This is a genomic window from Pedobacter heparinus DSM 2366 (assembly GCF_000023825.1).
Lineage (GTDB): Bacteria > Bacteroidota > Bacteroidia > Sphingobacteriales > Sphingobacteriaceae > Pedobacter > Pedobacter heparinus.
On sequence record NC_013061.1, the window covers coordinates 3,033,457 to 3,055,601 of the forward strand.

Here is a 22,145-nt window from a genome sequence, read left to right on the forward strand (position 1 = left end):
CAAAATAAAAAAAAGAATAATAAGAAAATAATTCTACACTATGAGAAATAAAATACACATAATTTAACAAAACAATATTATACCAAATAACAAAAACAATGACGAATAAATCAAAAAACGGCGAATTTTGCTTACAACAATCAGTTTACACCCATACCACCATCAAACTAGTGACACAAAATAAACAATAAAGAAAATAAAAAATCTTAATGAAACGAGTTGTTTGACTACTATCGGCCGTACAAAAACAACCCATTATTTAGGAACGGAAACTGTTGTGACTTCTATACAGGGTTTAAAACATGTCATATATTTCGTATCTTACAACATGAAAGCTAAAGAAAATCAAACCTCAGCCCTAACCAATACCAGACGTAAGAACCCTGATGATTGGAATGCCGTGTTTTATAACAAGAAGGTGCTTTGGGGTGGGCTAAGCAGCAAAACCACCTATTATGTTTTTTTTGCAGTTCTAATCCTTGTTGCCATTATTTATTACTTATAACTATACGGCATTACATTACATTAATGATTTGAAAACCCTTCTGAACAATTACCCAACCTTTGGCATACTTTATCATCAGGATCAATCCAGCTGATTGTATATAATATATTGTATATTTGACCGACCATTTAAAAAATTGCAGCGTTGAAAGACAAATTACAATCTGATTCGTTAGGCCAGCTGGCTGATCCTACTTATTCCAGAGTGAGAGAGAAACTTCGGGAAGATATTCTTTCGGGATACTTTATTTCGGGTGAAAGATTAAAAATAGCAGAACTGGTAGAACGTTATAAAGTTAGCCAGATGCCTATTAGGGAAGCTTTGCAACAGCTACAAGGTGAGGGATTGTTAATTATTGAACCAAACAAAGGTGCCCATGTTAGAAAAGTGGATAAACAATTTTTAGAAAGCATCTACGAGATCAGACAATTGATTGAAGTATACCTTACCGTAAAATGTATAGAAAACTTAAAACAGAAAGACCTTAAGCTCCTAAATCAGATCCAGAAAAGTTACGAGTCCGCAGCTGCAAAAGAAGACTATACAATCTGCTTACAATTGAACCGTCGCTTCCATTCCACCATATATGAACTGGCAAATAATAGTGAAGGACTGCAGATACTGGAAAAACACTGGCAGCTCATCAACACCTTACGACTTACTTATGGTTTCGGTTCAAGGCGAACGGCCGAAGTCATAGAAGAACACCAGGCTATCCTCCTTGCCCTGGAAAGTCGAAACCCTGCAGCAGTTGAAACTGCAGCTTCATTACACTGTGTAAATGCTAAAGCTGATCTCCTTGCTCAAATGGGCGACAGACTTAAATAGCATTTTCATTATTTTAAATCCAAAATATTAAATAATTGATAAATATATTACTACTTGATAATCAAAATTATAATTATTTATATATATATTGTATACAATATATAATATATTACTTTTGGAAAACTATAAGAAAGCACTGACATAAACTTCAGTCATACTAACCAAAATAAATTACCTGATGGACATTAAATGGATTGGACAAAGCGGCTATATTGTAGATGTAGACGGTATTAAGCTAGTAATTGATCCTTATCTCAGCGATTCCATTTATAAACTACAAGGATTAAAACGGATGTTTCCTATTCCCCTGGCCATTAAAGACCTGCATCCAGACTATATTTATTGTACCCACAATCACCTGGATCATTTTGATCCGCAAACTATACTCAACATCCTTAGTTACTTTCCATTGTGCAAAATTATAGGTCCCTCAAGTGTCATTGAACATGCAAATAAATTGAACATTAGTATCAGGAATACAATTTTACTTAACCAATGCGAACAATTATCATTAGGCGAACTCAAACTTACTGCCACTCCTGCCATTCATACTGATCCTTTTTCAACGGGACTAATCGTTGAAGATAAACACCACAAGGTCTATTTCTCGGGTGATACTGAATATGTGCCAGAGCTTGCGGGCTTAATCACAAAGATATCGGATACCAAACTGGATGCACTTTTTGTTTGTATCAACGGAAAACTGGGAAATATGAATGCAGAAAATGCGGCAGTTTTTGCACTTGCCCTTAACCCTGAAATGGTTATTCCCAACCACTATGGCATGTTTACTGAAAACACTGCAGACCCAGTGTATTTTGCAGCCCTATGTACATCGGCCGGTTTAAAGTCAAAAATAATGCAGATAAATACCAGCATAAAATTATAAATGAACAGATGAAAATCACTGAGATCAAAACCTTTATTTGCCATTCATACCGAACAAACTGGGTGTTTGTAAAAGTAATTACTGATTCGGGCCTGCATGGCGTAGGCGAGGCAACACTGGAAATGAAAGAATTGACTGTGTTGCAGGCCGTAAATGAATTAAAAAGATATTTAATAGGAAAAGACCCTCACCAGATAGAAGCCATCTGGCACGATTGCTATCGAGATGCCTACTGGCGGGGCGGGGTTGTTTTAATGAGCGCACTGGCCGCTATAGATATGGCTTTGTGGGACATCAAAGGCAAAGACCTTGGTGTACCGGTATACCAGTTGCTTGGAGGAAAGGTAAGAGATGCCGTACCATGTTATGCGAATGGGTGGTTTGCCCCTGCAAAAACCCCTGAAGAGTTTGCCGAAAAAGCAAAGGAGGCCGTAAAAATCGGTTTTAAAGGTTTAAAATGGGACCCATTCGGATCGGCCTATATGAACCTGACCAAAAAAGAGTTTTCTTATGCTTTGGCTTGCATTGATGCTGTTGTTAATGCTGTAGGAACAGAGATTGACATCTTAATTGAAGGGCATGGCCGTTTTAACATGCCAACTGCTATAAGGGTAGCCCATGCCCTTGAAGACTTTGACATTACCTGGTTTGAAGAACCTATTCCCCCTGATCATATGGAGGGACTGGCGCAATTAAGAAGAAAAACCAAGGTGCCTATTGCAGCCGGCGAGCGTCTTTACAGCAGATGGGATTACAGAAGTTTTCTAAACCAGGAATGCGCAGATTTTATCCAGCCTGATGTAAGTCATGCTGGTGGTATATCAGAACTTAAAAAGATTGCTGCTATGGCCGAATGCTATTACATTCCGCTTTGTCCGCATAACCCGAGTGGCCCTGTAGCTAACGCTGCCACACTTCATATTGCTGCATCTACACCAAATTTCCATTTCCTTGAAACGATGAGCAGTGACGTTCCTTACCGCAATAAAATAAGTACCGAAAAAGTTGAATTTATAGACGGAATGATGCAAATTAACAACTTGCCCGGCCTTGGAATAGACATTAACGAAGAAGCAATTGTGGCTTACCCTTATGAGCCGAGGGACTTGCGACATTACAATGGGAAGTTAACCGAAATACGCCCGGAAAATGCAAAGGGCTATTTTGCAAAGTAATCTTTTAAAGACAGCATCAAAATGATCAGATACAGTGCCCGGAACAACTTAAGCCTCAGGTCTTTTAACTGGGAATTGATTGTATTGCTTTGGCTGGTTTTTTTCTTTAACCAGGCCGACCGTCAGATATTTAACGTGATATTACCTCAGATTAAAGCAGCACTGAAGTTAACGGATGCAGAATTGGGGATGATTGCATCGGTATTTATCTGGGCTATAGGACTATGTGTCCCTTTAAGTGGTTATATCGGTGATGTTTTCAGTAAGAAAAAAGTAATCATTTTTAGCCTGTTGTTGTGGAGCACCGCAACCTTTTTTACCGGCCTTAGCGCAGGCCTGGTACACCTGATCGTTTTAAGGGCAGTAGTAGGGAGCAGTGAATCTTTTTACGCCCCTGCAGCAAATGCGCTTATAGCAGAAAAATATCAGGAAAAAACTGGCCTGGCTATGGCCATACACCAAACTGCGTTATATGCCGGGATAATCATCAGCGGATTATCTGGTGCATTGATAGCCGAAAGATTTGGCTGGAGCACCGCCTTTTATTTTTTTGGTGGGATAGGAATCATACTTTCCATCGTGCTGTTTGTCAGGTTTAAAAAAATTATTGCACCGGATACGGTACAGACAACCTATAAAGTAACATTATTTGACGGCATCATGGGACTGTTCAGGAAAAAGACAGCGATATTACTTACGCTTGCCTTTGCCTGTATGGTATTTGTAAATGTAGGCTATTTAACCTGGTCTCCTACTTTCTTACATGAAAAGTTTAATCTCTCACTAGCAAATGCTGGTTTTTCTTCCATGTTTTACCATCATATTTTCGCTTTCCTTGGCGTATTGCTCGGAGGACGTTTTTCCGATCAGCTGGTTAAAAAAACTGCAGGTTCGAGACTCAAACTACAAGCTTTAGGCCTGTTACTAGCTTGTCCTTTTATTTATTTAATGGGCTCGGCAAATCAGCTGTTTTGGGTATATGCGGGGATGGGCTTATTTGGCTTTTTCAGGGGGATTTATGATTCTAATATTTATGCTTCTTTATTTCTGGTCATCCCCCCTACCATACGGGCCTCTGTTTCAGGGGCCATGATTATGTTTGCTTTTTTGATAGGTGCCTTTGCACCATGGATTTTAGGCATTGTAAAACCTACATTAGGGTTATCTGATGGGTTATCGGCCCTTTCCATAGTATATCTGGCTGGCAGTATCTTTATATTTATAGCGCTGAAATTTACTTTATCCAAAGAATTATATATTGCTGCACAGACCGATAAAATTTAATTAAAATATGAAGTCATGAACGAACTAACCGGAAAAACTGCACTTATAACCGGATCTTTAAGGGGTATAGGTAAAGGTATTGCCTTATGCCTGGCAGAAAAGGGGGCCAACATTATACTTAACGACCTGGCAGAAACCGATGATCTTCAGCAAACGGTTGACCAGATCAGGGCATTTAACCAGGAGGTTTATTTTAAAGCAGCAGATGTCAGTTTAAAAACAGATGTGGAAGCCCTTTTTTCCTTTATTAAAGCCCATATAGGTCAGCTGGACATCCTGATAAACAATGCGGGGACATCGCAGGCAAAAGACATTTTTGACATCAGTATTGAAGATTGGGACCATATTTTAAGCACCAATCTTAGCAGTTGTTTTCTATGCGCCAAAAATGCGATGGAAATGATGAAAGTACAACAGAGCGGACGCATCATTAACATCAGCTCAGTTGTTGGGCAGCAAGGCGCATTGTATGGTCATGCTCATTATGCGGCCAGTAAGAGCGCCATTTTAGGCCTTACCAAAACATTGGCCAGAACAGGCGCCCCCTTCGGAATCAGGGTAAATTGTATTGCACCCGGTATCATAGAAACTGATCTGCTAAATCAAACTCACGGAATTGAGGGGATTGCCAAGATAGCTGCTGGTGTGCCGCTCGGCATCGGACAGCCACGTGATATAGGTTTGACAGCTGCATTCCTGGCAGGTGAAGGCGGCAACTACATTACCGGCGCTACCATAGATATCAACGGAGGGCTTTATTTCAGATAATATCACAAATTTTAAATGGTATTTATTGCTTAAATAGTAATATAAACACATTATATCAACCAAAATTATTATTAAATAATGTTTTTATTAAAATATTCATATTAATTAAGATATATATTGTATACAATATATAATTTATTAGGTTTGTAATACATTACCTGAAAGGCTGTTAAAACAAGCAGAGATTTTTTAAACTAACCAAATATAAATATGTTACTTAAACCACTAAGGCTTTGTGGGCTTATTACTTTCAGGGTAATAATTTCCTGGGTATTACTGATGACTTTATCAATCCAAAGTAATGCTCAAAGCAGAAAAATTTCAGGTAAAGTGACCTCTGATGACAATGAACCGCTCTTTGGTGTCACCGTATTTGAAAAGGGTACTAAAACCGGGGCTACTACTGACGCCGACGGTAAATTTGTACTTACTGTTTCAAATGCAAACGCTACATTATCCTTCAGATATGTCGGCTACCAGTCAAGAGACATTCCTTTAAACAACAGAAATACCATAACGCTTGCGCTTAAAGCATTGGACAATGCCCTGAACGAAATTGTAGTTGTTGGCTACGGCACAACAACCCGGAAAGACCTGACAGGTGCTGTTGGCCAGGTCAAAATGAACGAATTTGAGAAAGCCCCAGTAAAATCATTCGATGAGGCCCTTGCGGGTCGCGTAGCCGGGGTACAGGTTTCAGGCGCTGATGGACAGCCTGGCGAAGTCAACACCATTGTAATCCGTGGTGCAGGTTCTATCACTCAGGACAACTCACCCCTATATGTCGTGGACGGCTTTCCACTGGAAGATGCAAACAACAATTCAATAAACCCAGCTGATATTGAATCTATTGATATCCTGAAGGACGCATCGGCTACAGCCATATATGGCGCAAGAGGTGCAAATGGGGTCATCATCATTACCACCAAAAGAGGAAAAGCAGATGAGCCCGTGATCGCTTATAATGGTTACTACGGTTTTCAGAAAAACACGAAGACCATAGACCTGATGAATCCTTATGAATTTGTAAAATACCAGCTGGAGCTCGATCAGGCAAATGCGACTACCACTTACCTGAGCAATGGAAAAACGCTGGAGGATTACAGAAATGTGAAAGGACTCGATTTCCAGGATCAGATTTATAGAAATGCGCCCATGCAAAGCCACGATATCTCACTGAGAGGCGGATCTGATAAAACACGTTATTCAATTTCCGCCAATATCATAGACCAGAATGGAGTAATTTTAAACTCTGATTTCAGGCGTTATCAGGGACGCATTACCCTGGATCAGAATGTAAACCGAAAGTTGAAAGTAGGTGTAAACCTGAACTACAGCTATACCATTTCCAATGGAACAATAGTCAATGCCTCCTCCTCTACCCAGTCGGCCAGCACCAATCTGCTTTATGCAGTGTGGGGCTACCGTCCTGTTACCGGTAACGACAATAACCTGGATGATGAACTGTTTGATCCTGGTTTTGATTACAATGTAATTGCCGATTACAGGGTCAACCCCGTAATCTCTGCCAAAAATGAGCTCCGCAGAAACTTAACCACAGGATTAATTGCCAATGCTTATGCCGAATACAAAATTATCCCTTCACTGACCTTAAGGGTAACCGGTGGCATTACCAATAATATGCTCAGAAATGAATCCTTTTATAACTCCCTTACCCAAGCTGGCAATCCCCGTAATTCAAGTGGAGTAAACGGATCTATTTACTATAACCCTGCCACAACCTGGCTAAATGAAAATACGCTTACCTATAAAAAAATATTTAACAAAGTACATAACCTGACCATACTTGGAGGTTATACCATGCAGGGAAACAAAACTGCAAGAAATGGTTTTAACGCACTGAACGTTCCAAATGAGTTGTTAGGACTTGACGGTCTGGACGAATCACCTTCTCTGATCGGTACTTCGTTAAGCTCCAGGTGGGGGCTTTTGTCTTACCTCGGACGTATAAATTACAATTACAATTCAAAATATTACCTGACAGCTTCTTTCCGATCCGACGGATCTTCAAAATTTGCCCCTGGAAAGCGCTGGGGCTACTTTCCTTCCGGGGCATTTTCATGGCGTATGAGCGGTGAGGAATTTATGAAGAAATTAAAATTTGTTTCCGAAGCAAAACTCCGTCTTAGCTACGGGGAAACCGGTAACAACAGGGTGGGCGACTTTCCTTACCTCGATCAGATTACCCAACCCAATTCTGCAGGTTATTCTTACGGCAACGGCTCTCCGTCAAAAGGTGCTATATTAACTGCTTTTGGAAATGCCAGTCTGAGATGGGAAACTACAAAGCAGGTAAACATTGGCTACGACCTTAGCCTGTTTAAGCAGCGCATCAACTTAACTGTAGACTTGTACAAAAAAACTACGCATGACCTATTGCTGCAAGCTCTTCTACCCTATACCACCGGATTGTCAAATGCCTACAAAAATATAGGTAAAATGCAAAACAATGGACTTGAAATTACACTAAACACCGTCAATATTAATGGAAAAACATTCAGTTGGAACTCCAATTTCAATATCAGTTTCAACAAAAACAAAGTACTTGCACTTGCTGAGAACCAAACTTCTCTAACCAGTCCGGTAAGTTTCGATCAGAAATGGAATGCACTTTCTCCTTATATTGCTGTTGTAGGTCAGGCAGTAGGCCAATTATATGGTGCCATCTGGGATGGAGTTTATCAGTATGAAGATTTTGATAAAAGTCCCCAGGGTGTTTACACACTAAAAGGCAATATCCCCAGAAATGGCAACCCTACAGTGCAGCCCGGGGATATCAAGTATAAAGATATCAATGGTGATGGAAATGTTAATGCCTCAGATTTCACGGTAATCGGACGTGGTCTGCCTGTACATACAGGTGGCCTGTCAAATAATTTTATCTATAAAGGTTTTGACCTGAATGTATTCCTGCAATGGTCCTACGGGAACGACATCATCAATGCCAACCGCCTGCTCTTTGAGGGGAATGGAAAACAGTCCAGGTTCTTTAACCAATATGCGAGTTATGCCAACAGGTGGCAGCCCGATAATCCCAGCAATACTTTATTCCGTACCGGGGGACAAGGCCCTTTCTATTATTCCAGCAGAGTAGTTGAAGACGGCTCATACCTCAGGCTAAAAACCATTTCACTGGGCTACAATGTACCTGTAAAAATATATAAAAAAGCCAATCTCAAAAGTTTAAGAATCTATGCTTCTGCCCAGAACATTGCTACCTGGACAAATTACTCTGGACCAGACCCTGAAGTCTCTGTAAGAAATTCAACGCTTACACCGGGGTTCGATTTTTCAGCCTATCCACGTGCAAGTACACTCATATTCGGATTAAACTTATCGCTCTAACCTGTTAATTATTAAAAGTATGAAACCGATAAAATATTTTTACCTCATTATGCTGACAGCCATCACCATTTCCTGTCAGAAAGTACTGGACACCAATCCGACTGATTTTATTGATCCTTCGGCCTTTTACAAAACACCCGAACAACTGCAAAGTGCCTTAAATGGCGTATATAATGCCCTGGGTACGCAAGAAGTATATGGAAACAACTACCTGTATATGTTTAATACCAACACAGACGAATCTTATGGCCGGACAGTAGAACTTACTCCCTCTTATCAGTATGATGCGGCGGATGCAAAAAACGAGTTATTCTGGAAAGGACTTTACACCGGTATTGAAAGGGACAATCTGCTGCTTTCAAAATTGGATGATGTACCGATGGATCAAACCGCAAAGAACGTCATCAAAGGACAGGCTTTATTCCTTCGGGGCTTTCAATATTTCATGCTGGTCAGCAATTATGGAGATGTTCCATTGATCCTCAGCCCAACAGCCTCTGTAACACAAGTGAATGTTGCCAGGACTCCGATGAAAAATGTTTATGCACAAATTACCAAGGATATGATCGATGCTGAAGCCCTGTTGCAAACACAGACTGCCACTGCACTGGGCATGGGCGGAAAGGTTACCCGTACGGCGGTACAGGGCATGCTGGCCAGGGTATATCTGTATATGGCAGGATTTCCTTTAAACGATACAGAAAAATATAAGGATGCACTGTTCTGGGCCAATAAAGTAGTTCATCCTTCTGGGAATGCACCTGAACATGCCTTAAATCCGGATTACCGCGATGTATTCTTAAAATATGCAAAAGAACAGTACGATGTAAAAGAAAGTATGTGGGAGCTGGAATTCTGGGGCAACAACACCGGAGGTGTCAACTTTGGAAATACTTATACCGGCAGGTTCTGCGGCATTTTGTGTAATGATGCGAATAAAGGTTTCAGTTCAGGATCTATAAACGCAACCCGAAAACTTTACAACTCCTACCAACTCAACCCATTAAGTACTGCTACACCAAATAAGGCTTCTTTTGACTGGAGAAGAGATTGGAACTGTGCCAATTATACCTGGGGCAGCGGAGCAACGGCTGTAAAAACCACTGTAACCAATACCTGGCTTATGAATGCCGGAAAATGGCGCAGGGAGTACGAAATTGTTGAGCCCAAAGATAAAAACTATACTTCTCAGAATTTCGCTTTTCTGCGTTATTCAGATGTATTGCTCATGCTTGCAGAAGCCGAAAATGAAGTAAACGGACCTGCTAATGCTTATCAATATGTAAATATGGTCCGCAAAAGGGCTTATGGCTTATTGTATGGAAATGTTGTAAAACACATTGCTGTAACCAACGGAGGTTCTGGCTATACAAGTATACCAACTGTAACCATTAATGGTGGTGGTGGCAATGGGGCTACTGCTGAGGCAAGTATTTCGGGTGGGTCAGTTACCGGCATCACCATTACCGCAGCAGGGACATTGACCACTGCCGGCCCGTACTACAGCTCAGCTCCTGCTGTAACCATTACCGGTGGCGGGGGAACGGGTGCTACTGCTATAGCCACCATTACCCAATCTACCGATGCGGACCTTTCCGCATTACAAATCTCCAGCAAAGCAGAACTATTAGCTGCGATAAAGGAAGAAAGATCAAGGGAGCTTTGTTTTGAAGGGTTAAGAAGGAACGACCTGATCCGATGGGGAAAATTTGTGGAAGACATGAAAGCCTTTCTGGTCTATGCAAATGCCAATGCAGGCACAGCAGCAAACATCACCACTGCAGCTACCAAAGTTTCTTCCAGGAACATTTTCATGCCCATCCCGATCCATGATATTCAATTGAATAATTTATTAGTACAAAACCCCGGCTATTAATCTTAAAGCTATGAAATGCATATATATACTGTTTTTTGCCCTATTCTTATCCCTTTCCTGTAAAAAAATGGATGTAGCACAGCCCAACTTTGAGGTGCAGTTAAACAAGCTTCAGTATAAAATTAACGATACGGTCAGGTTTAACTTTTCGGGTAGCGTAGAAAATATTGTTTTCTATTCCGGAGAACGTGGCTTCAGATACGCAAATAAAGACGAGGTAACTATAGAAACCGGTATTCCGCAATTGCAGTTTACAACTGCTCTTGCAGGGGTGGCACAAGCCAATTCACTTAAAATACTGGTTACCAAAAACCTGTTGGGCAATACCCCCGAAAACCTGTTGGCTACCAGCTGGACCGACATCAGCAGCCAGGTAACCCTGGCCAGTAATTCTACCAGCACCGTATCTGGAATTGTAGATCTGGGCCCATACGCTGCCGAAGGAACGCCTTTTGCACTGGCATTTAAGTATGCGGCAATAATGAGCCCTACAGCTGCACAACCAACCTGGGTGGTCCGTGCCTTTTCCATCAGCAACCTGTTTCCAGATAATTCATCAGTACCGCTTGTTACGCTGGCCACCGGGCCATGGACTTCATATAACTTCAAAAATCCCGCTGCAGCATGGACCGTTTCAGCAACAGAACTAAGAATGAATGGCAGTGCCACAAATACTCCTGATAATGAAGACTGGCTGGTTACCGGACCTTTAACCTTAAAGGCAACAAAGGAAGTGGCTGACTTTGGTTTGTCCATACAAAATATTGCCGGACGGAGATTAAGCAATTATGATTATATATATAAAACTCCCGGCGTATATAAAGTAACTTTAGTAGGCTTTAATAATAACATCGATGCCAATAAAGCAGTTGTCAGGGAATTTGAAATTACGGTAATACCATAAAAAATCCGGAGATGAAATTATTCAGAAATATCTTATTTTTTATAGTCCTTATAGGAGGAAGTATAGCAAAGGGGCAGAATCTTGCTGTTTATGACAATTCAAAACCTGTTGTATTGCTGCAACCATTGGATATGCTTAGGGTTAAACAAATCGAAGCGATGTTACCCGAAAAACCTTCTGGATTTGGCGAGACCTATAAAAACCGCAAAGAATGGAACAGACTGCTGAACACCAGGAAATACGACAAATTGCTTAAAAGTGCCGACAGCTCATTGACGGAGCCCTTTCCGGCCTGGAGCGATACGGATTACCTTGCCTACTGGACTAAAGGAACTTCTGTACCGGGAAAAAACATGCTCCAAAAGCGCCTGCTCTGGTTAACCCGATATGTATTTGCAGAATGTCTTACCGATCAGGGAAAATATACAAAGGCTGCAGAAGATGCCATACTTGAACTGTGCCGGCAGAAATCATGGGTAAATCCGACACATGATTACAATAAGGTAAATTTTGAAGGCAAAAAATACCTGGTAGAGTTGTCGGCAGTAAGTTATGCCCACCATATTGCACAGGCATTATATTTATTGGGTGACAAGCTCGGCCCAAAGGTTAAAGATGAGGCCATCAAGGCTTTACGCCTAAGGGTATTCGACCCTGTGTTAAACTCAGTGGCCACCGGCAATAGCGAAAATTTCTTTTTAACCAATACAAATAACTTTAATGCAGTCTGTCTGTCCGGAACAGTGGGTGCTGCTGAAACCATCCTCGATGATAAAAGAGAACGGGCCAAATTTATTGCCATTGCAGAACGCTACCATAAAAATGGTGTGCACGGGTTTTTGCCCGACGGCTATTGTACCGAAGGTCTGGGTTATTACAATTACGGTTTTGGCCATTTCGTACTTTTACGTGAAACGGTATACAGAAGCACCGGAGGCCAGATAGACCTGTTTGCAGATCCAAAAGTTAAACTTATTGCTGAATTTCTTCCTAAAACAGTAATTATCCATGGTGTTTTCCCTTCAATTGGCGACTGCCGGCCTTATACCCAACCTTCTGCTTTCATTTTATATTATGTGAACCGGAACCTGGGTGTAGATGTATCGGACTTTAAAAAGACGGCTTTTGAAGGCCGTTCTACTGAGCTTGCAGAAAGTATCCTGGCAGTTTTTCCGGAAAAAATATCTTCTGAACAGATAATGGTAAAAAGCAAGGGCAATGAACTAAGGTCTTATTTTGACCAGGCTGGTGTACTCACTGTACGCCCCGGCAAAAACTCAGCCATGGATATGGGCGTTGCCATTAAAGGGGGCAACAACAATGAGCACCACAACCACAATGACATTGGCTCTTTTTCTATAGTAGTTGGGGATGAAGTTTTGATGGGCGATCCGGGTATTATACCCTATACTTCCAAAACTTTTGGTCCCGAAAGGTATACCTATAAAACCATCGCTTCCTATGGGCATCCTGTACCTCTCATTGCAGGTAAAGAACAAATTCCTGGTGCAGCCGCACAAGCCAATGTCATCAGCACCAGCTTTAACAATGACCAGGATAAACTGCTGATGGACATTGCCTCTGCATATCCGGTAAAGGAACTGAAAAAGCTTGAACGGGAATTCACCTATAACCGCAAACCAAATGGTTTTCTGACAGTTAAAGACAATTTTAGTTTTAGCAATACCCAAACCTATGAAACAGCTTTAATAACCAGGGGTAAATGGAAGCAGGTCGGTCCCGGAGCAATTGAAATCACAGGCAAAAAAGATAAACTACTGGTTACAATAGAAAGTCAGGATGGGTTTGAAATCAAAAGTGAAGAGCTGTCTGAAGGTGGCCTTCCTTATACGCGTCTAGCCATCCGGCTCAACAAACCTGTTCAGGAGGGTACCATTTCAATGGTCTTTAAACCAATCAGATAATGAAGTTACAAGAGATTATGGGCCAATACAGAATAATGTTAATGGTCATTTTTCTGGTTCTTGGAAATGCTGGGGTAAAATCTGCTGTTATTAGCTCTTCAGCTACAGGAGGAAACTGGAACACGGCATCCAGCTGGGCCGGTGGAATTGTCCCCATAAGCACCGATACTGTAAAAATCATAGCAGGCAGTACCATAACGGTAAACTTGAGCGGGACAGTTACAGTAAAAAACTTAACACTCACAGGAACCTTGAATTTTGCATCCGGATCTGGTGCCCTGATGGTAAACGGAAACCTGCTGATCAACAGTGGTGGAAAGCTGGATGCCTTTAATGGAACAACCGGCAAAAGTGTAACCATAAATGGAGATTTGACCAATAACGGGTCAATGGAATTTTCAAGAGCCGGAAGCATCCTGAAACTCGGAGCTGCCGCTTTAGCAGGCAGTATCAGCGGTTCAGGAAATTTTAACATCATCCGCCAGTTGACAATAGACAATATAAACGGTGTAGTGTTAAATGCAGCAATAAGTATCTCCAACACGCTTCTGCTAAATGAGGGTACATTTACCAATGGTAGCCTGCTTACCCTTAACAATACAAACATAGGAAATGGTCCTGCATCGGCACAATGTATCATTCAGCGTTCGCAAAGTGCAACCCTTGCAAATACTTATACACTGGGTGCAACAGCATCACTTTATCTGTCCTATGTGCACAACCCCGCAAAAGCCGGAGCGGGCATTTCGGAGGGCAATGAAATGCCTGCTTCCAGGTCCTTGTTTCGCATAACCGTAAATAATGCAGCAGGTATCTTTCTGAACGATGATGTAACCCTGCGTTCTTCAAGTTCTGCACTGGTACTGACTTCAGGTGTGATCAATTTACCAGCAGGTAAAACCCTCATCTGTAATCATATCAATAACACAAATACCAGCGGCAATGCCTCCAGTTATGTAAACGGCGGACTGGCGATGGCCGTAGGAACAACTGCAACTACAAGGATATTCCCTGTTGGCACCAGCGGTCAAAACCGCAAAGTGACATTAACAGGCCTCTCGGCTTCATCGGGCACCTTAATCATCAGGTTTGCAGTAGAAGCATCTGGTACACCAATTATCGGCTCAGGCCTTACTTCCCTCTCCAATAAAAGGGTATGGAAAGGGAATATATTAAGCGGAACAATGAACAATTATACAAATATTACGATTGACCATCAGCCAGATGATTCCATTTCCGGATCAGTAGTTGACGCCAGGATCGCGAATTCAATCTCGTTAAACGGAACATATAACAGCCTTGGGGCAGGATCAAACACTTTTACAACTATAAAATCCCCAACGGCAAGTTATACGGCGTTGGGCTGGTTCGCTTTAGGGGCTTTACTTCCGCCAACCAGCACCTATTACATTGCAGCTGATGGCAATGATGCTGCAGATGGAAAAACCACCACCACCCCTTGGAAAACTTTGAACAAAGTAAATGGCCAGGTTTTCAACACAGGAGATTCCCTGCTCTTCAGAAGAGGCGATACCTTTAATGGCAAGCTACTGGTCAAACATACTGCAAACCTTTATATTGATGCTTATGGAACAGGAGCAAAACCTGTAATCAGTGGTGCGGCAGCTATAAATACCGCCTGGACCGTTTACAGTGGTAACATCTGGCAAACGGCCTTTAGTTCAGGCCAACCAGCTGAAATCAGGTCACTGATTAAAGGGAACAAGCTGTTACCCATAAGCCGCTACCCCAATCCCAATGTAAATAACGGGTATTTAAACTTCGAATCCTTCTCTGGAAATACCCAGATCACTGACAATGACCTTTCATCTACCCCAAACTGGACCGGTGCCGAGTTCGTTTTAAGGTCGCATCCATTCCGTTTGATACGTACAAAAGTAACCACACACAGCGGAAATACGATTACCTTTCCTGATCCGGTTGACCTTGGCATCAAAAATGGCTTCGGCTATTTTTTTGTGAATGACCTGAAAGCCATTGACCAGGAAGGTGAATGGGCTTACAAACCATCAACAGGTACAATTTACGTGTATGCAACATCAGACCCAAACCTTGCCAGTTACGCCTTTTCCGGGGAAGATACGGTTTTACAGGCAGACACCCTTAATCAACTTGTGATCAAAAACCTGGACATTAAATATGCCGGCAAACTGGCATTACTGTTAAACAAAACAACTGCGGCAATAATAGACAGTGTCGACATTTCCTATTCGGGTGGTGATGGAATTGTACTGGGCAACAGCAACCAGGCTACCATACAAAACTCAAGTGTATCAGATGTAAACTGGAGCGGAATCTTCAGCCAGGCAAACAGCGACCGCATTACCATCAGCCACAACAATATTTCAAACATCGGAAACGCAGCCTATGGCAAGGGGAAAACTTTTGCCGGTATAGATTGTAATTCCGCCAATTCTATTGTTTCCTATAACAAAGTATTTAAAACAGGCTATTCAGGTATCATTTCTGCCGGGGTCAACAACCTCATCAAAAGAAATGTAATCGACAGCGTGGTGCTCTTGCTAAACGATAACGGTGGGATCTATACCAATGACAACATCAATAAGACCAACGGAACTTTAATTGAAGGAAACATCATCACAAACAGTATCGGCGAGTACCTGGGTGCCCCGGTTGCCAGTTTGGCCAGCGGCATCTATCTTGACAACTTATCCGAAGGCATCACCGTCAGTAACAATACGGTTGCCTTTGTGAATGGCTATGGTCTTTACGGACATTTGCTGCAGGGGGGCAATAAGTTTTACGACAATACTTCTTTCCAGAGTGCCTTATCCGAAATGCGGCTTCATGTTCCTGCCAGCATACCACAAACTGATGTCCGCGGAAACCTACTGGTTACCAACGATCCAGCAGTGACCCACAATGTATTGCTGGGCAACTGTCCCGATTATACGTATGCCGAGATCGGCCTGTTCAAAGATAATTATGTGATCAATCCATTTAATGATAAAACCATACGCTTCAATTATAAAGAAGGCAGCAGCAGTCCAAATATCCGCTATAATTCAGTATACGAATGGGAAACCGCAGCAGCACAAATCAATGGAACAGTCGCTTCCCCCTTAAAATATCCATTGGTCACCACCCCATCAGAGGTCATTAAGTTTTACTATAATACGGCTGGTACAAACCAGAGTTTTACTTTACCTGCAGGCTCATTTATCGATGTGAAGAACCAGGCTTATTGCGGAACCTTAACTTTAGCACCTTACAGTTCTGTCATACTTTTAAAAGCCAGTTCGCTCAGTTGCCTTAGTCCGGCTTCCTGTGGAATGCCGGCAAATATGACACTGGTGCAGACTTCCGACACCACTGCATCACTTAGCTGGGATACTGTTGCTACTGCCATCAATTATGATGTTCGTTACAAAGGTACGGCGGATACTGATTGGAAATACTACCATAATGTTTTTGGGACCTCGGTATTATTGCTCCATCTGGATCCTGAAAAAACTTACGAATATCAGGTAAGGTGCAGCTGCTATGGAACTGAAAGCGATTGGAATTCATTGCAGGATAGTGCCACCAGTACTGCTGCAATGGCAACTCCGGATAAGAAAATTCAGCTTAGCGATATAAAAATTACGCCTGCAATTGCACCAAAGTCAAACCTGACCGCCTACCCCAATCCTTTTAAAACCCAAACTACAGTAGCTTTTAATCTTCCCTTAACCCAGGATAAAGTAACTTTAGAAGTTTATAATGTTATGGGAAGCAGGGTGCAAAAGTTATATGAAGGCAAAGCATACGGCGAACAGCCTTACGCTTTTGAATTTGACAGAAAGCTCCTGCCTGCTGGTATCTATTTTATCAGGCTTACTACCTCACAACAAACAAAACATTTTAAAATAGTAATTACAGATTAATGTTAGAGATTATATAATGAAGAAGCATACATTTTACATCACACTCAGCGTGTCATTATTCCTGATGACTATATCCCCCGGCAATTTTGCCCAAACCTATCAGCCGGAATGGCAGTCGCTCGATAAAAGGCAGACCCCCAGCTGGTGGACTGATGCCAAGTTCGGTATTTTCATTCATTGGGGCCTGTACTCCGTTCCGGCTTACGCACCTGTTAACGAGGTTAAAGGAGTTTACGAAAAATATGCGGAACATTACGAAAACAGGCTGATACAAGGCAATAAATTATTTACCGACCACCATAAGCAATTTTATGGGGAGCAGTTTAAATACAGTGATTTTGCGGCAATGTTTAAAGCAGAATACTTTAAGCCAGAAGAATGGGCCGATCTGTTTGCTAAATCTGGGGCAAAATATGTGGTGTTGACTTCCAAGCACCATGATGGATTTTGTTTATGGCCAAGTGCTGAAAGTAATAAATGGAACAGTGTGGATGCCGGGCCTCACCGTGATCTGGCTGGCGATCTTACAAATGCAGTTAAAGACAAAGGCTTAAAAATGGGTTTTTACTATTCATTGCTAGAATGGAACAACCCGCTTTATAAGCCCCAAACCATAGACAATTATGTAGAAAACCACATGTCACCTCAAATGAAGGACCTCGTAACCCGATATAAGCCAGAGGTGATCTTTGCAGATGGAGAATGGGATTACCCATCAGAAAAACTCAGGAGTCCCCAATTCCTTTCCTGGTTGTATAACGAATCGGCGGTAAAAAACACAGTTGTTGTCAATGACCGATGGGGAAAAGAAACCCGCAGTAAACATGGCGGCTATTACACTACCGAATATGACCTGGTACACGATGCCAAAGGTATTGGCGAAAAAGCAGCACATCCATGGGAAGAGAGCCGTGGCATAGGTACCTCTTATGGTTTTAACCGGTTTGAAACATTGGAGCATTATTTTACAAGTAAACAGCTGGTAGACCTACTGATTGATAAAGTGAGTAATGGCGGTAACCTGCTGCTCAATATTGGTCCGGATGCCAATGGCTTAATCCCTATAATTATGCAGGAGCGCCTGCTGGATATAGGTGCCTGGCTAAAGGTGAACGGAGAGGCCATATACGGCAGCAGTTCCTGGATAGGCGGGGCAGCAAACCAAAAGGACAAAGGTATTTTTTACACCCAAAAAGGTAAAGATATTTATATAATATGCACAAAATGGCCACAAACTGATATGACAATCGGAACGATTAAAAAGGCAGGCAAAGTTAGTTTGCTGGGTTCCGCTACACCTGTCAAGTCGGAGATAAAGAGAGGAGAATTACACATAATCCCTCCCATCCTGAATCCGGCAACAATGCCATGCCAGTATGCCTGGGTATTTAAAGTAAAAGTGATATGAAGTTTAAATTAATTCTGGCTTTTGCGCTGTTCATCCAAACCTTAGATGGGTTTACACAGAATGTCAACAAACCCCTTTTTCCCTCCGGTAGTAAGGTTTGTTTTGTAGGGAACAGCATTACCAATAACGGGGAATATTACAATGATCTGTGGATGTATTATGCCACACGGTTCCCGAATACGCAAATACGCTTTTACAATTGTGGAATATCGGGCGATGTTGCCGGTGGAATCTTAAAAAGGATGGACCGGGATATCCTGTCCCATCAGCCAACACATGTGGTAATGATGATTGGAATGAACGATGTGAAACGTGATCTTTATGGAAAAAACCAGGCCAGCAATACCTTGAAGGAAAAGGCATTGGCCGAATACAATGACAATACTGATGCTGCAGTCGGTATTTTAAAAAAGCGGGTTGGCAATGTTATCCTCCTTCAGCCTTCAATTTATGATCAGACGGCAGTTATAGAAACAGAAAACCTGTATGGTGTTAACGATGCCCTGCAGCGTTGTGCCCGGCAAATGCGGGTTCTGTCAGAAAAGTACCATACCGGATTGGTAGATTTTCAAACCATTCTGCTCCGCATTAATAAAGAAGAGCAGCTAAAAGACCCTGCTTTTACCATCATCGGTAAAGACAGGGTACACCCCTTATCTGCAGGTCACTTTGTAATGACCTACCAGTTCCTTAAAGACACGAAAGCACCTCAATATGTATCAAAGCTTGTGATCGAAAATAGTCTGGCGGCTTCTCAAAAAAATAGCTTTAATGCAGAAATAAAAAAACAATCCAGTAAAAACAACCGCTTAACTTTTGAATGTATTGAAAAAAGTCTACCCTGTCCGGTTAAAGAATCCGCAAAAAAAGCGCTCAGCTGGATACCTTTTAACGAAGAGTTTAACACAGAGTTGCTGCAGGTAAAACACTTAACACCTGGAAGCTATAATCTTTTTATTGACGACGCTTTGATAGCAACTTTCAGTGCAGAAGCCCTTTCGACAGGAATTAACCTTGCCGTTTACCAAAACACACCCCAATACCAGCAGGCCATGAAAGTAATGGATGCCTGCTTAAAATACCGGGATACGGAAGCAGTGATACGCAATCTTAGGTTTGTTGAATTTACGCAGCTGTCCGGCCTTAAAGATCAATCTGATCTGAATGTAGTAGAACAATACCTTGTTAAAAGATTGGAAACTTTAAAAGATGGCGGGCATTATGAATATTACCAGAAACAATTTAAGAACTACATTTTAAAGAAGGGCGCTGAGGCAGAAACCTTAAAAAAATTACCCTTACTTGCTGCCACTATTTACCAGGTAAACCAGCCAAAGCCACATCTTTTTAAAATTGAGAAACAACCCTAAAGAACGTTGAGAACGTTGAGAAAATAAAACCTGAAAATGGAAAGAAGGAATTTTATAAAAAACATAGCAGCATTTGCCGCACTTCCTGTTGCTGCCCCACTACTGGCTGCTGTAAACAATGGTTACATTAAACCTGCCGCAAAAATCTTATTGCGCTCGTCATGGCAAACTGTAAACATTGGCGACATAGGCCATACGTTTGGTATTATGGAGCTGTTTAATACCTACTTACCTGGGGCGGAGGTAACGCTATGGCCAAACAACCTGGAGAACGGAGTGGATGTGTTGTTAAAGAAGAGCTTTAATAAACTAAAAATTGCAGAGGGAAAGATTGATGCAGAAGGAAAGCCAACAACACCGGAATTGCAGCAGGTATTTGAAAATTGCGACATCATGGTACATGGTTCAGGGCCCTGGATAGTTGTTCCGGCAGACCTTGCAGCCTGGCATAAGCAAACCGGCAAACCTTTTGGCATGTACGGAATTTCGCTGGTTGATGCTGATGTGGCCGCTTTAAGTTTAATCAACAAAGCTTCATTTATCTATTGCAGGGATACAGCCTCATTGGATTATTTAAAATCACTACATTCTAAATGTCCTGTAACCGAGTTTGCCCCGGACGCTACTTTTGCAATTAACCTTAGAAATGATCAGCTTGCAAGCAATTACTTACAATCAGCGGGTTTAAATAAGGGAGAATTTATCTGCGTAATTCCGCGTCTTAGGTATACCCCCTACTGGAAAATGAAAGGACTAAAACCTACTGAAGAGGAAGCAAAGAAATACATGATCTCGCAGTATTATAAAGATGTAGACCACGCTAAACTTCGTGAGGTGATCATCAGGTGGGTAAGGGAAACAGGCTTAAAGGTATTGGCCTGTCCGGAAGTGATTTATCAGGTAGAGCTATCCAAAGAAATATTAGTTGACCCACTTCCTGAAGATGTAAAAAAACATGTGGTATGGCGTGATAAATACTGGATTCCTGACGAAGCACAATCGGTATATGCGCAGGCAAGGGCACTGATCAGTTTCGAGATGCATTCCCCAATCATAGCGTTTTCATCAGGTGTACCTGCAATCCATTTAAGGCAACCTACAGATACACGGAAAGGGCAAATGTGGGCCGACATAGGCTTGCCCGAATGGCTTTTTGAAATCGATTTTACAAGCGGTAACCAGATTGGGGATGCACTAATGGAAATTCACCGGGATTATTTCAGCGCAAAGAAAAAACTGGCAAAAGCAAAGGATTTTGTGACCTACAGACAAAAAAAATCCATTCATCGCCTTATGGATGTTAGCTAACATTAAAGCTACACATCTTCCATGCCATACTGTTTTAAAACATCCGCAGGTACCCCCTCCCAACGGTTTGGTGCATTTCCTATATAACCAAGGTCTTTTACACCCATTTCTGTAGTATAAAATCCGGAAGCAGTAAGGTTACGCATCAGGGTAAAAAATGCAACACCCTGCTCCAATCCTGGTTTAACCTTTTCCGGATAGGCAATGTCATCTACCATTTCAATCTGCTGGCTTGCAGAAGCATCTTTAAAGGTTTTTTGGAACCTGTTTAAACACTGCAGGTCCAGCCATTTCAGGCCGCCGCGCATGGGTGTCTGATGTGAAGGTATATCTTTTACAATAAACTCTATAAAGTCGGGCACTTTAGCTTCCGATGCACTGCCAGATTTATCATCTTTAGGAATAATAATGTCGGCCAATACAGTTATCGTAGCCATTTCATGGTCGTTAAAAAACTTATAGCTGTTTAACTGCTTATCACGTTCTATTTCAAAGGCCTGCCTCCCAGGCTGGGCTCCATCTTCAACTTTTGATGTTTTTTCTTTACCAGGTTTGCAGGCTTCTATAACCATTCCTGCACTTATTGCTGTTAAGCCAATGGCTTTTAAAGAATCGCGTCTATTCATTATCT

The 22,145-nt window shown here is 41.9% G+C and carries 15 protein-coding genes; 14 read left to right on the forward strand and 1 reads right to left on the reverse strand.

Annotated features, from left to right (window positions below; genetic code table 11):
- Positions 1-328 precede the first annotated feature (328 nt).
- From PHEP_RS22240 to PHEP_RS12920, 14 genes are all read left to right on the forward strand, one after another.
- On the forward strand, positions 329-505 hold the full coding sequence (locus tag PHEP_RS22240; RefSeq protein ID WP_155975985.1) for a hypothetical protein: 177 nt from the start codon (positions 329-331) through the stop codon (positions 503-505).
- A gap of 144 nt (positions 506-649) precedes the next feature.
- The gene (locus tag PHEP_RS12860; protein ID WP_015808410.1) at positions 650-1,333 is read left to right on the forward strand and encodes a GntR family transcriptional regulator; all 684 of its coding nucleotides are present in this window, start codon (positions 650-652) and stop codon (positions 1,331-1,333) included.
- A 178-nt stretch (positions 1,334-1,511) separates the two neighbouring features.
- Entirely contained in the window at positions 1,512-2,222 is a 711-nt protein-coding gene (locus PHEP_RS12865; RefSeq protein WP_015808411.1) for an MBL fold metallo-hydrolase, read from the forward strand.
- A gap of 8 nt (positions 2,223-2,230) precedes the next feature.
- Positions 2,231-3,397 carry a galactonate dehydratase gene (gene dgoD / locus PHEP_RS12870; protein WP_015808412.1) on the forward strand — a complete coding sequence of 389 codons (1,167 nt, stop codon included), beginning with the start codon at positions 2,231-2,233 and terminating at the stop codon, positions 3,395-3,397.
- 21 nt (positions 3,398-3,418) lie between these two features.
- Positions 3,419-4,681, forward strand: a complete 1,263-nt coding sequence (locus PHEP_RS12875) for an MFS transporter (protein WP_015808413.1) — start codon at positions 3,419-3,421, stop codon at positions 4,679-4,681.
- A gap of 15 nt (positions 4,682-4,696) precedes the next feature.
- Positions 4,697-5,449, forward strand: coding sequence for an SDR family NAD(P)-dependent oxidoreductase (locus PHEP_RS12880; protein ID WP_015808414.1), 753 nt, complete (start codon positions 4,697-4,699; stop codon positions 5,447-5,449).
- Positions 5,450-5,728: 279 nt separating this feature from the next.
- A complete protein-coding gene (locus PHEP_RS12885; protein WP_036674605.1) occupies positions 5,729-8,815 on the forward strand; it encodes a SusC/RagA family TonB-linked outer membrane protein in 3,087 nt (1,028 codons plus the stop codon).
- 19 nt (positions 8,816-8,834) lie between these two features.
- On the forward strand, positions 8,835-10,691 hold the full coding sequence (locus tag PHEP_RS12890) for a RagB/SusD family nutrient uptake outer membrane protein (RefSeq protein ID WP_015808416.1): 1,857 nt from the start codon (positions 8,835-8,837) through the stop codon (positions 10,689-10,691).
- 10 nt (positions 10,692-10,701) lie between these two features.
- Positions 10,702-11,595 carry a DUF5017 domain-containing protein gene (locus PHEP_RS12895; protein ID WP_081436853.1) on the forward strand — a complete coding sequence of 298 codons (894 nt, stop codon included), beginning with the start codon at positions 10,702-10,704 and terminating at the stop codon, positions 11,593-11,595.
- A gap of 11 nt (positions 11,596-11,606) precedes the next feature.
- Complete coding sequence (locus tag PHEP_RS12900) at positions 11,607-13,520, forward strand: heparinase II/III family protein (protein WP_015808418.1); 1,914 nt, start codon at positions 11,607-11,609, stop codon at positions 13,518-13,520.
- Positions 13,520-17,428 (forward strand): T9SS type A sorting domain-containing protein, encoded by a 3,909-nt coding sequence (locus PHEP_RS12905; RefSeq protein WP_015808419.1) that lies wholly within the window; start codon positions 13,520-13,522, stop codon positions 17,426-17,428. The genes PHEP_RS12900 and PHEP_RS12905 overlap by 1 nt, the downstream gene beginning before the upstream one ends.
- A 16-nt stretch (positions 17,429-17,444) precedes the next feature.
- On the forward strand, positions 17,445-18,836 hold the full coding sequence (locus tag PHEP_RS12910; RefSeq protein ID WP_015808420.1) for an alpha-L-fucosidase: 1,392 nt from the start codon (positions 17,445-17,447) through the stop codon (positions 18,834-18,836).
- Positions 18,833-20,206, forward strand: coding sequence for an SGNH/GDSL hydrolase family protein (locus PHEP_RS12915; protein ID WP_015808421.1), 1,374 nt, complete (start codon positions 18,833-18,835; stop codon positions 20,204-20,206). Before PHEP_RS12910 ends, PHEP_RS12915 begins: the two co-directional genes overlap by 4 nt.
- Before the next feature lie 36 nt (positions 20,207-20,242).
- Positions 20,243-21,514, forward strand: a complete 1,272-nt coding sequence (locus PHEP_RS12920; RefSeq protein WP_015808422.1) for a polysaccharide pyruvyl transferase family protein — start codon at positions 20,243-20,245, stop codon at positions 21,512-21,514.
- Between the two features lie 8 nt (positions 21,515-21,522).
- Here PHEP_RS12920 and PHEP_RS12925 read toward each other — a convergent pair whose 3' ends face one another.
- Positions 21,523-22,140 (reverse strand): gluconate 2-dehydrogenase subunit 3 family protein, encoded by a 618-nt coding sequence (locus tag PHEP_RS12925; protein ID WP_015808423.1) that lies wholly within the window; start codon positions 22,138-22,140, stop codon positions 21,523-21,525.
- Positions 22,141-22,145 lie beyond the last annotated feature (5 nt).

Excerpts from the sequence above, each read along its gene's own strand:
- PHEP_RS12865 (WP_015808411.1), top strand. The coding sequence starts at position 1,512 with ATGGACATTAAATGGATTGGACAAAGCGGCTATATTGTAGATGTAGAC.
- PHEP_RS12900 (WP_015808418.1), top strand. The coding sequence starts at position 11,607 with ATGAAATTATTCAGAAATATCTTATTTTTTATAGTCCTTATAGGAGGA.
- PHEP_RS12925 (WP_015808423.1), bottom strand. The coding sequence starts at position 22,140 with ATGAATAGACGCGATTCTTTAAAAGCCATTGGCTTAACAGCAATAAGT.
- PHEP_RS12910 (WP_015808420.1), top strand. The coding sequence starts at position 17,445 with ATGAAGAAGCATACATTTTACATCACACTCAGCGTGTCATTATTCCTG.
- PHEP_RS12890 (WP_015808416.1), top strand. The coding sequence starts at position 8,835 with ATGAAACCGATAAAATATTTTTACCTCATTATGCTGACAGCCATCACC.
- PHEP_RS12885 (WP_036674605.1), top strand. The coding sequence starts at position 5,729 with ATGACTTTATCAATCCAAAGTAATGCTCAAAGCAGAAAAATTTCAGGT.
- dgoD (WP_015808412.1), top strand. The coding sequence starts at position 2,231 with ATGAAAATCACTGAGATCAAAACCTTTATTTGCCATTCATACCGAACA.
- PHEP_RS12920 (WP_015808422.1), top strand. The coding sequence starts at position 20,243 with ATGGAAAGAAGGAATTTTATAAAAAACATAGCAGCATTTGCCGCACTT.
- PHEP_RS12880 (WP_015808414.1), top strand. The coding sequence starts at position 4,697 with ATGAACGAACTAACCGGAAAAACTGCACTTATAACCGGATCTTTAAGG.
- PHEP_RS22240 (WP_155975985.1), top strand. The coding sequence starts at position 329 with ATGAAAGCTAAAGAAAATCAAACCTCAGCCCTAACCAATACCAGACGT.
- PHEP_RS12895 (WP_081436853.1), top strand. The coding sequence starts at position 10,702 with ATGAAATGCATATATATACTGTTTTTTGCCCTATTCTTATCCCTTTCC.
- PHEP_RS12875 (WP_015808413.1), top strand. The coding sequence starts at position 3,419 with ATGATCAGATACAGTGCCCGGAACAACTTAAGCCTCAGGTCTTTTAAC.
- PHEP_RS12905 (WP_015808419.1), top strand. The coding sequence starts at position 13,520 with ATGAAGTTACAAGAGATTATGGGCCAATACAGAATAATGTTAATGGTC.
- PHEP_RS12915 (WP_015808421.1), top strand. The coding sequence starts at position 18,833 with ATGAAGTTTAAATTAATTCTGGCTTTTGCGCTGTTCATCCAAACCTTA.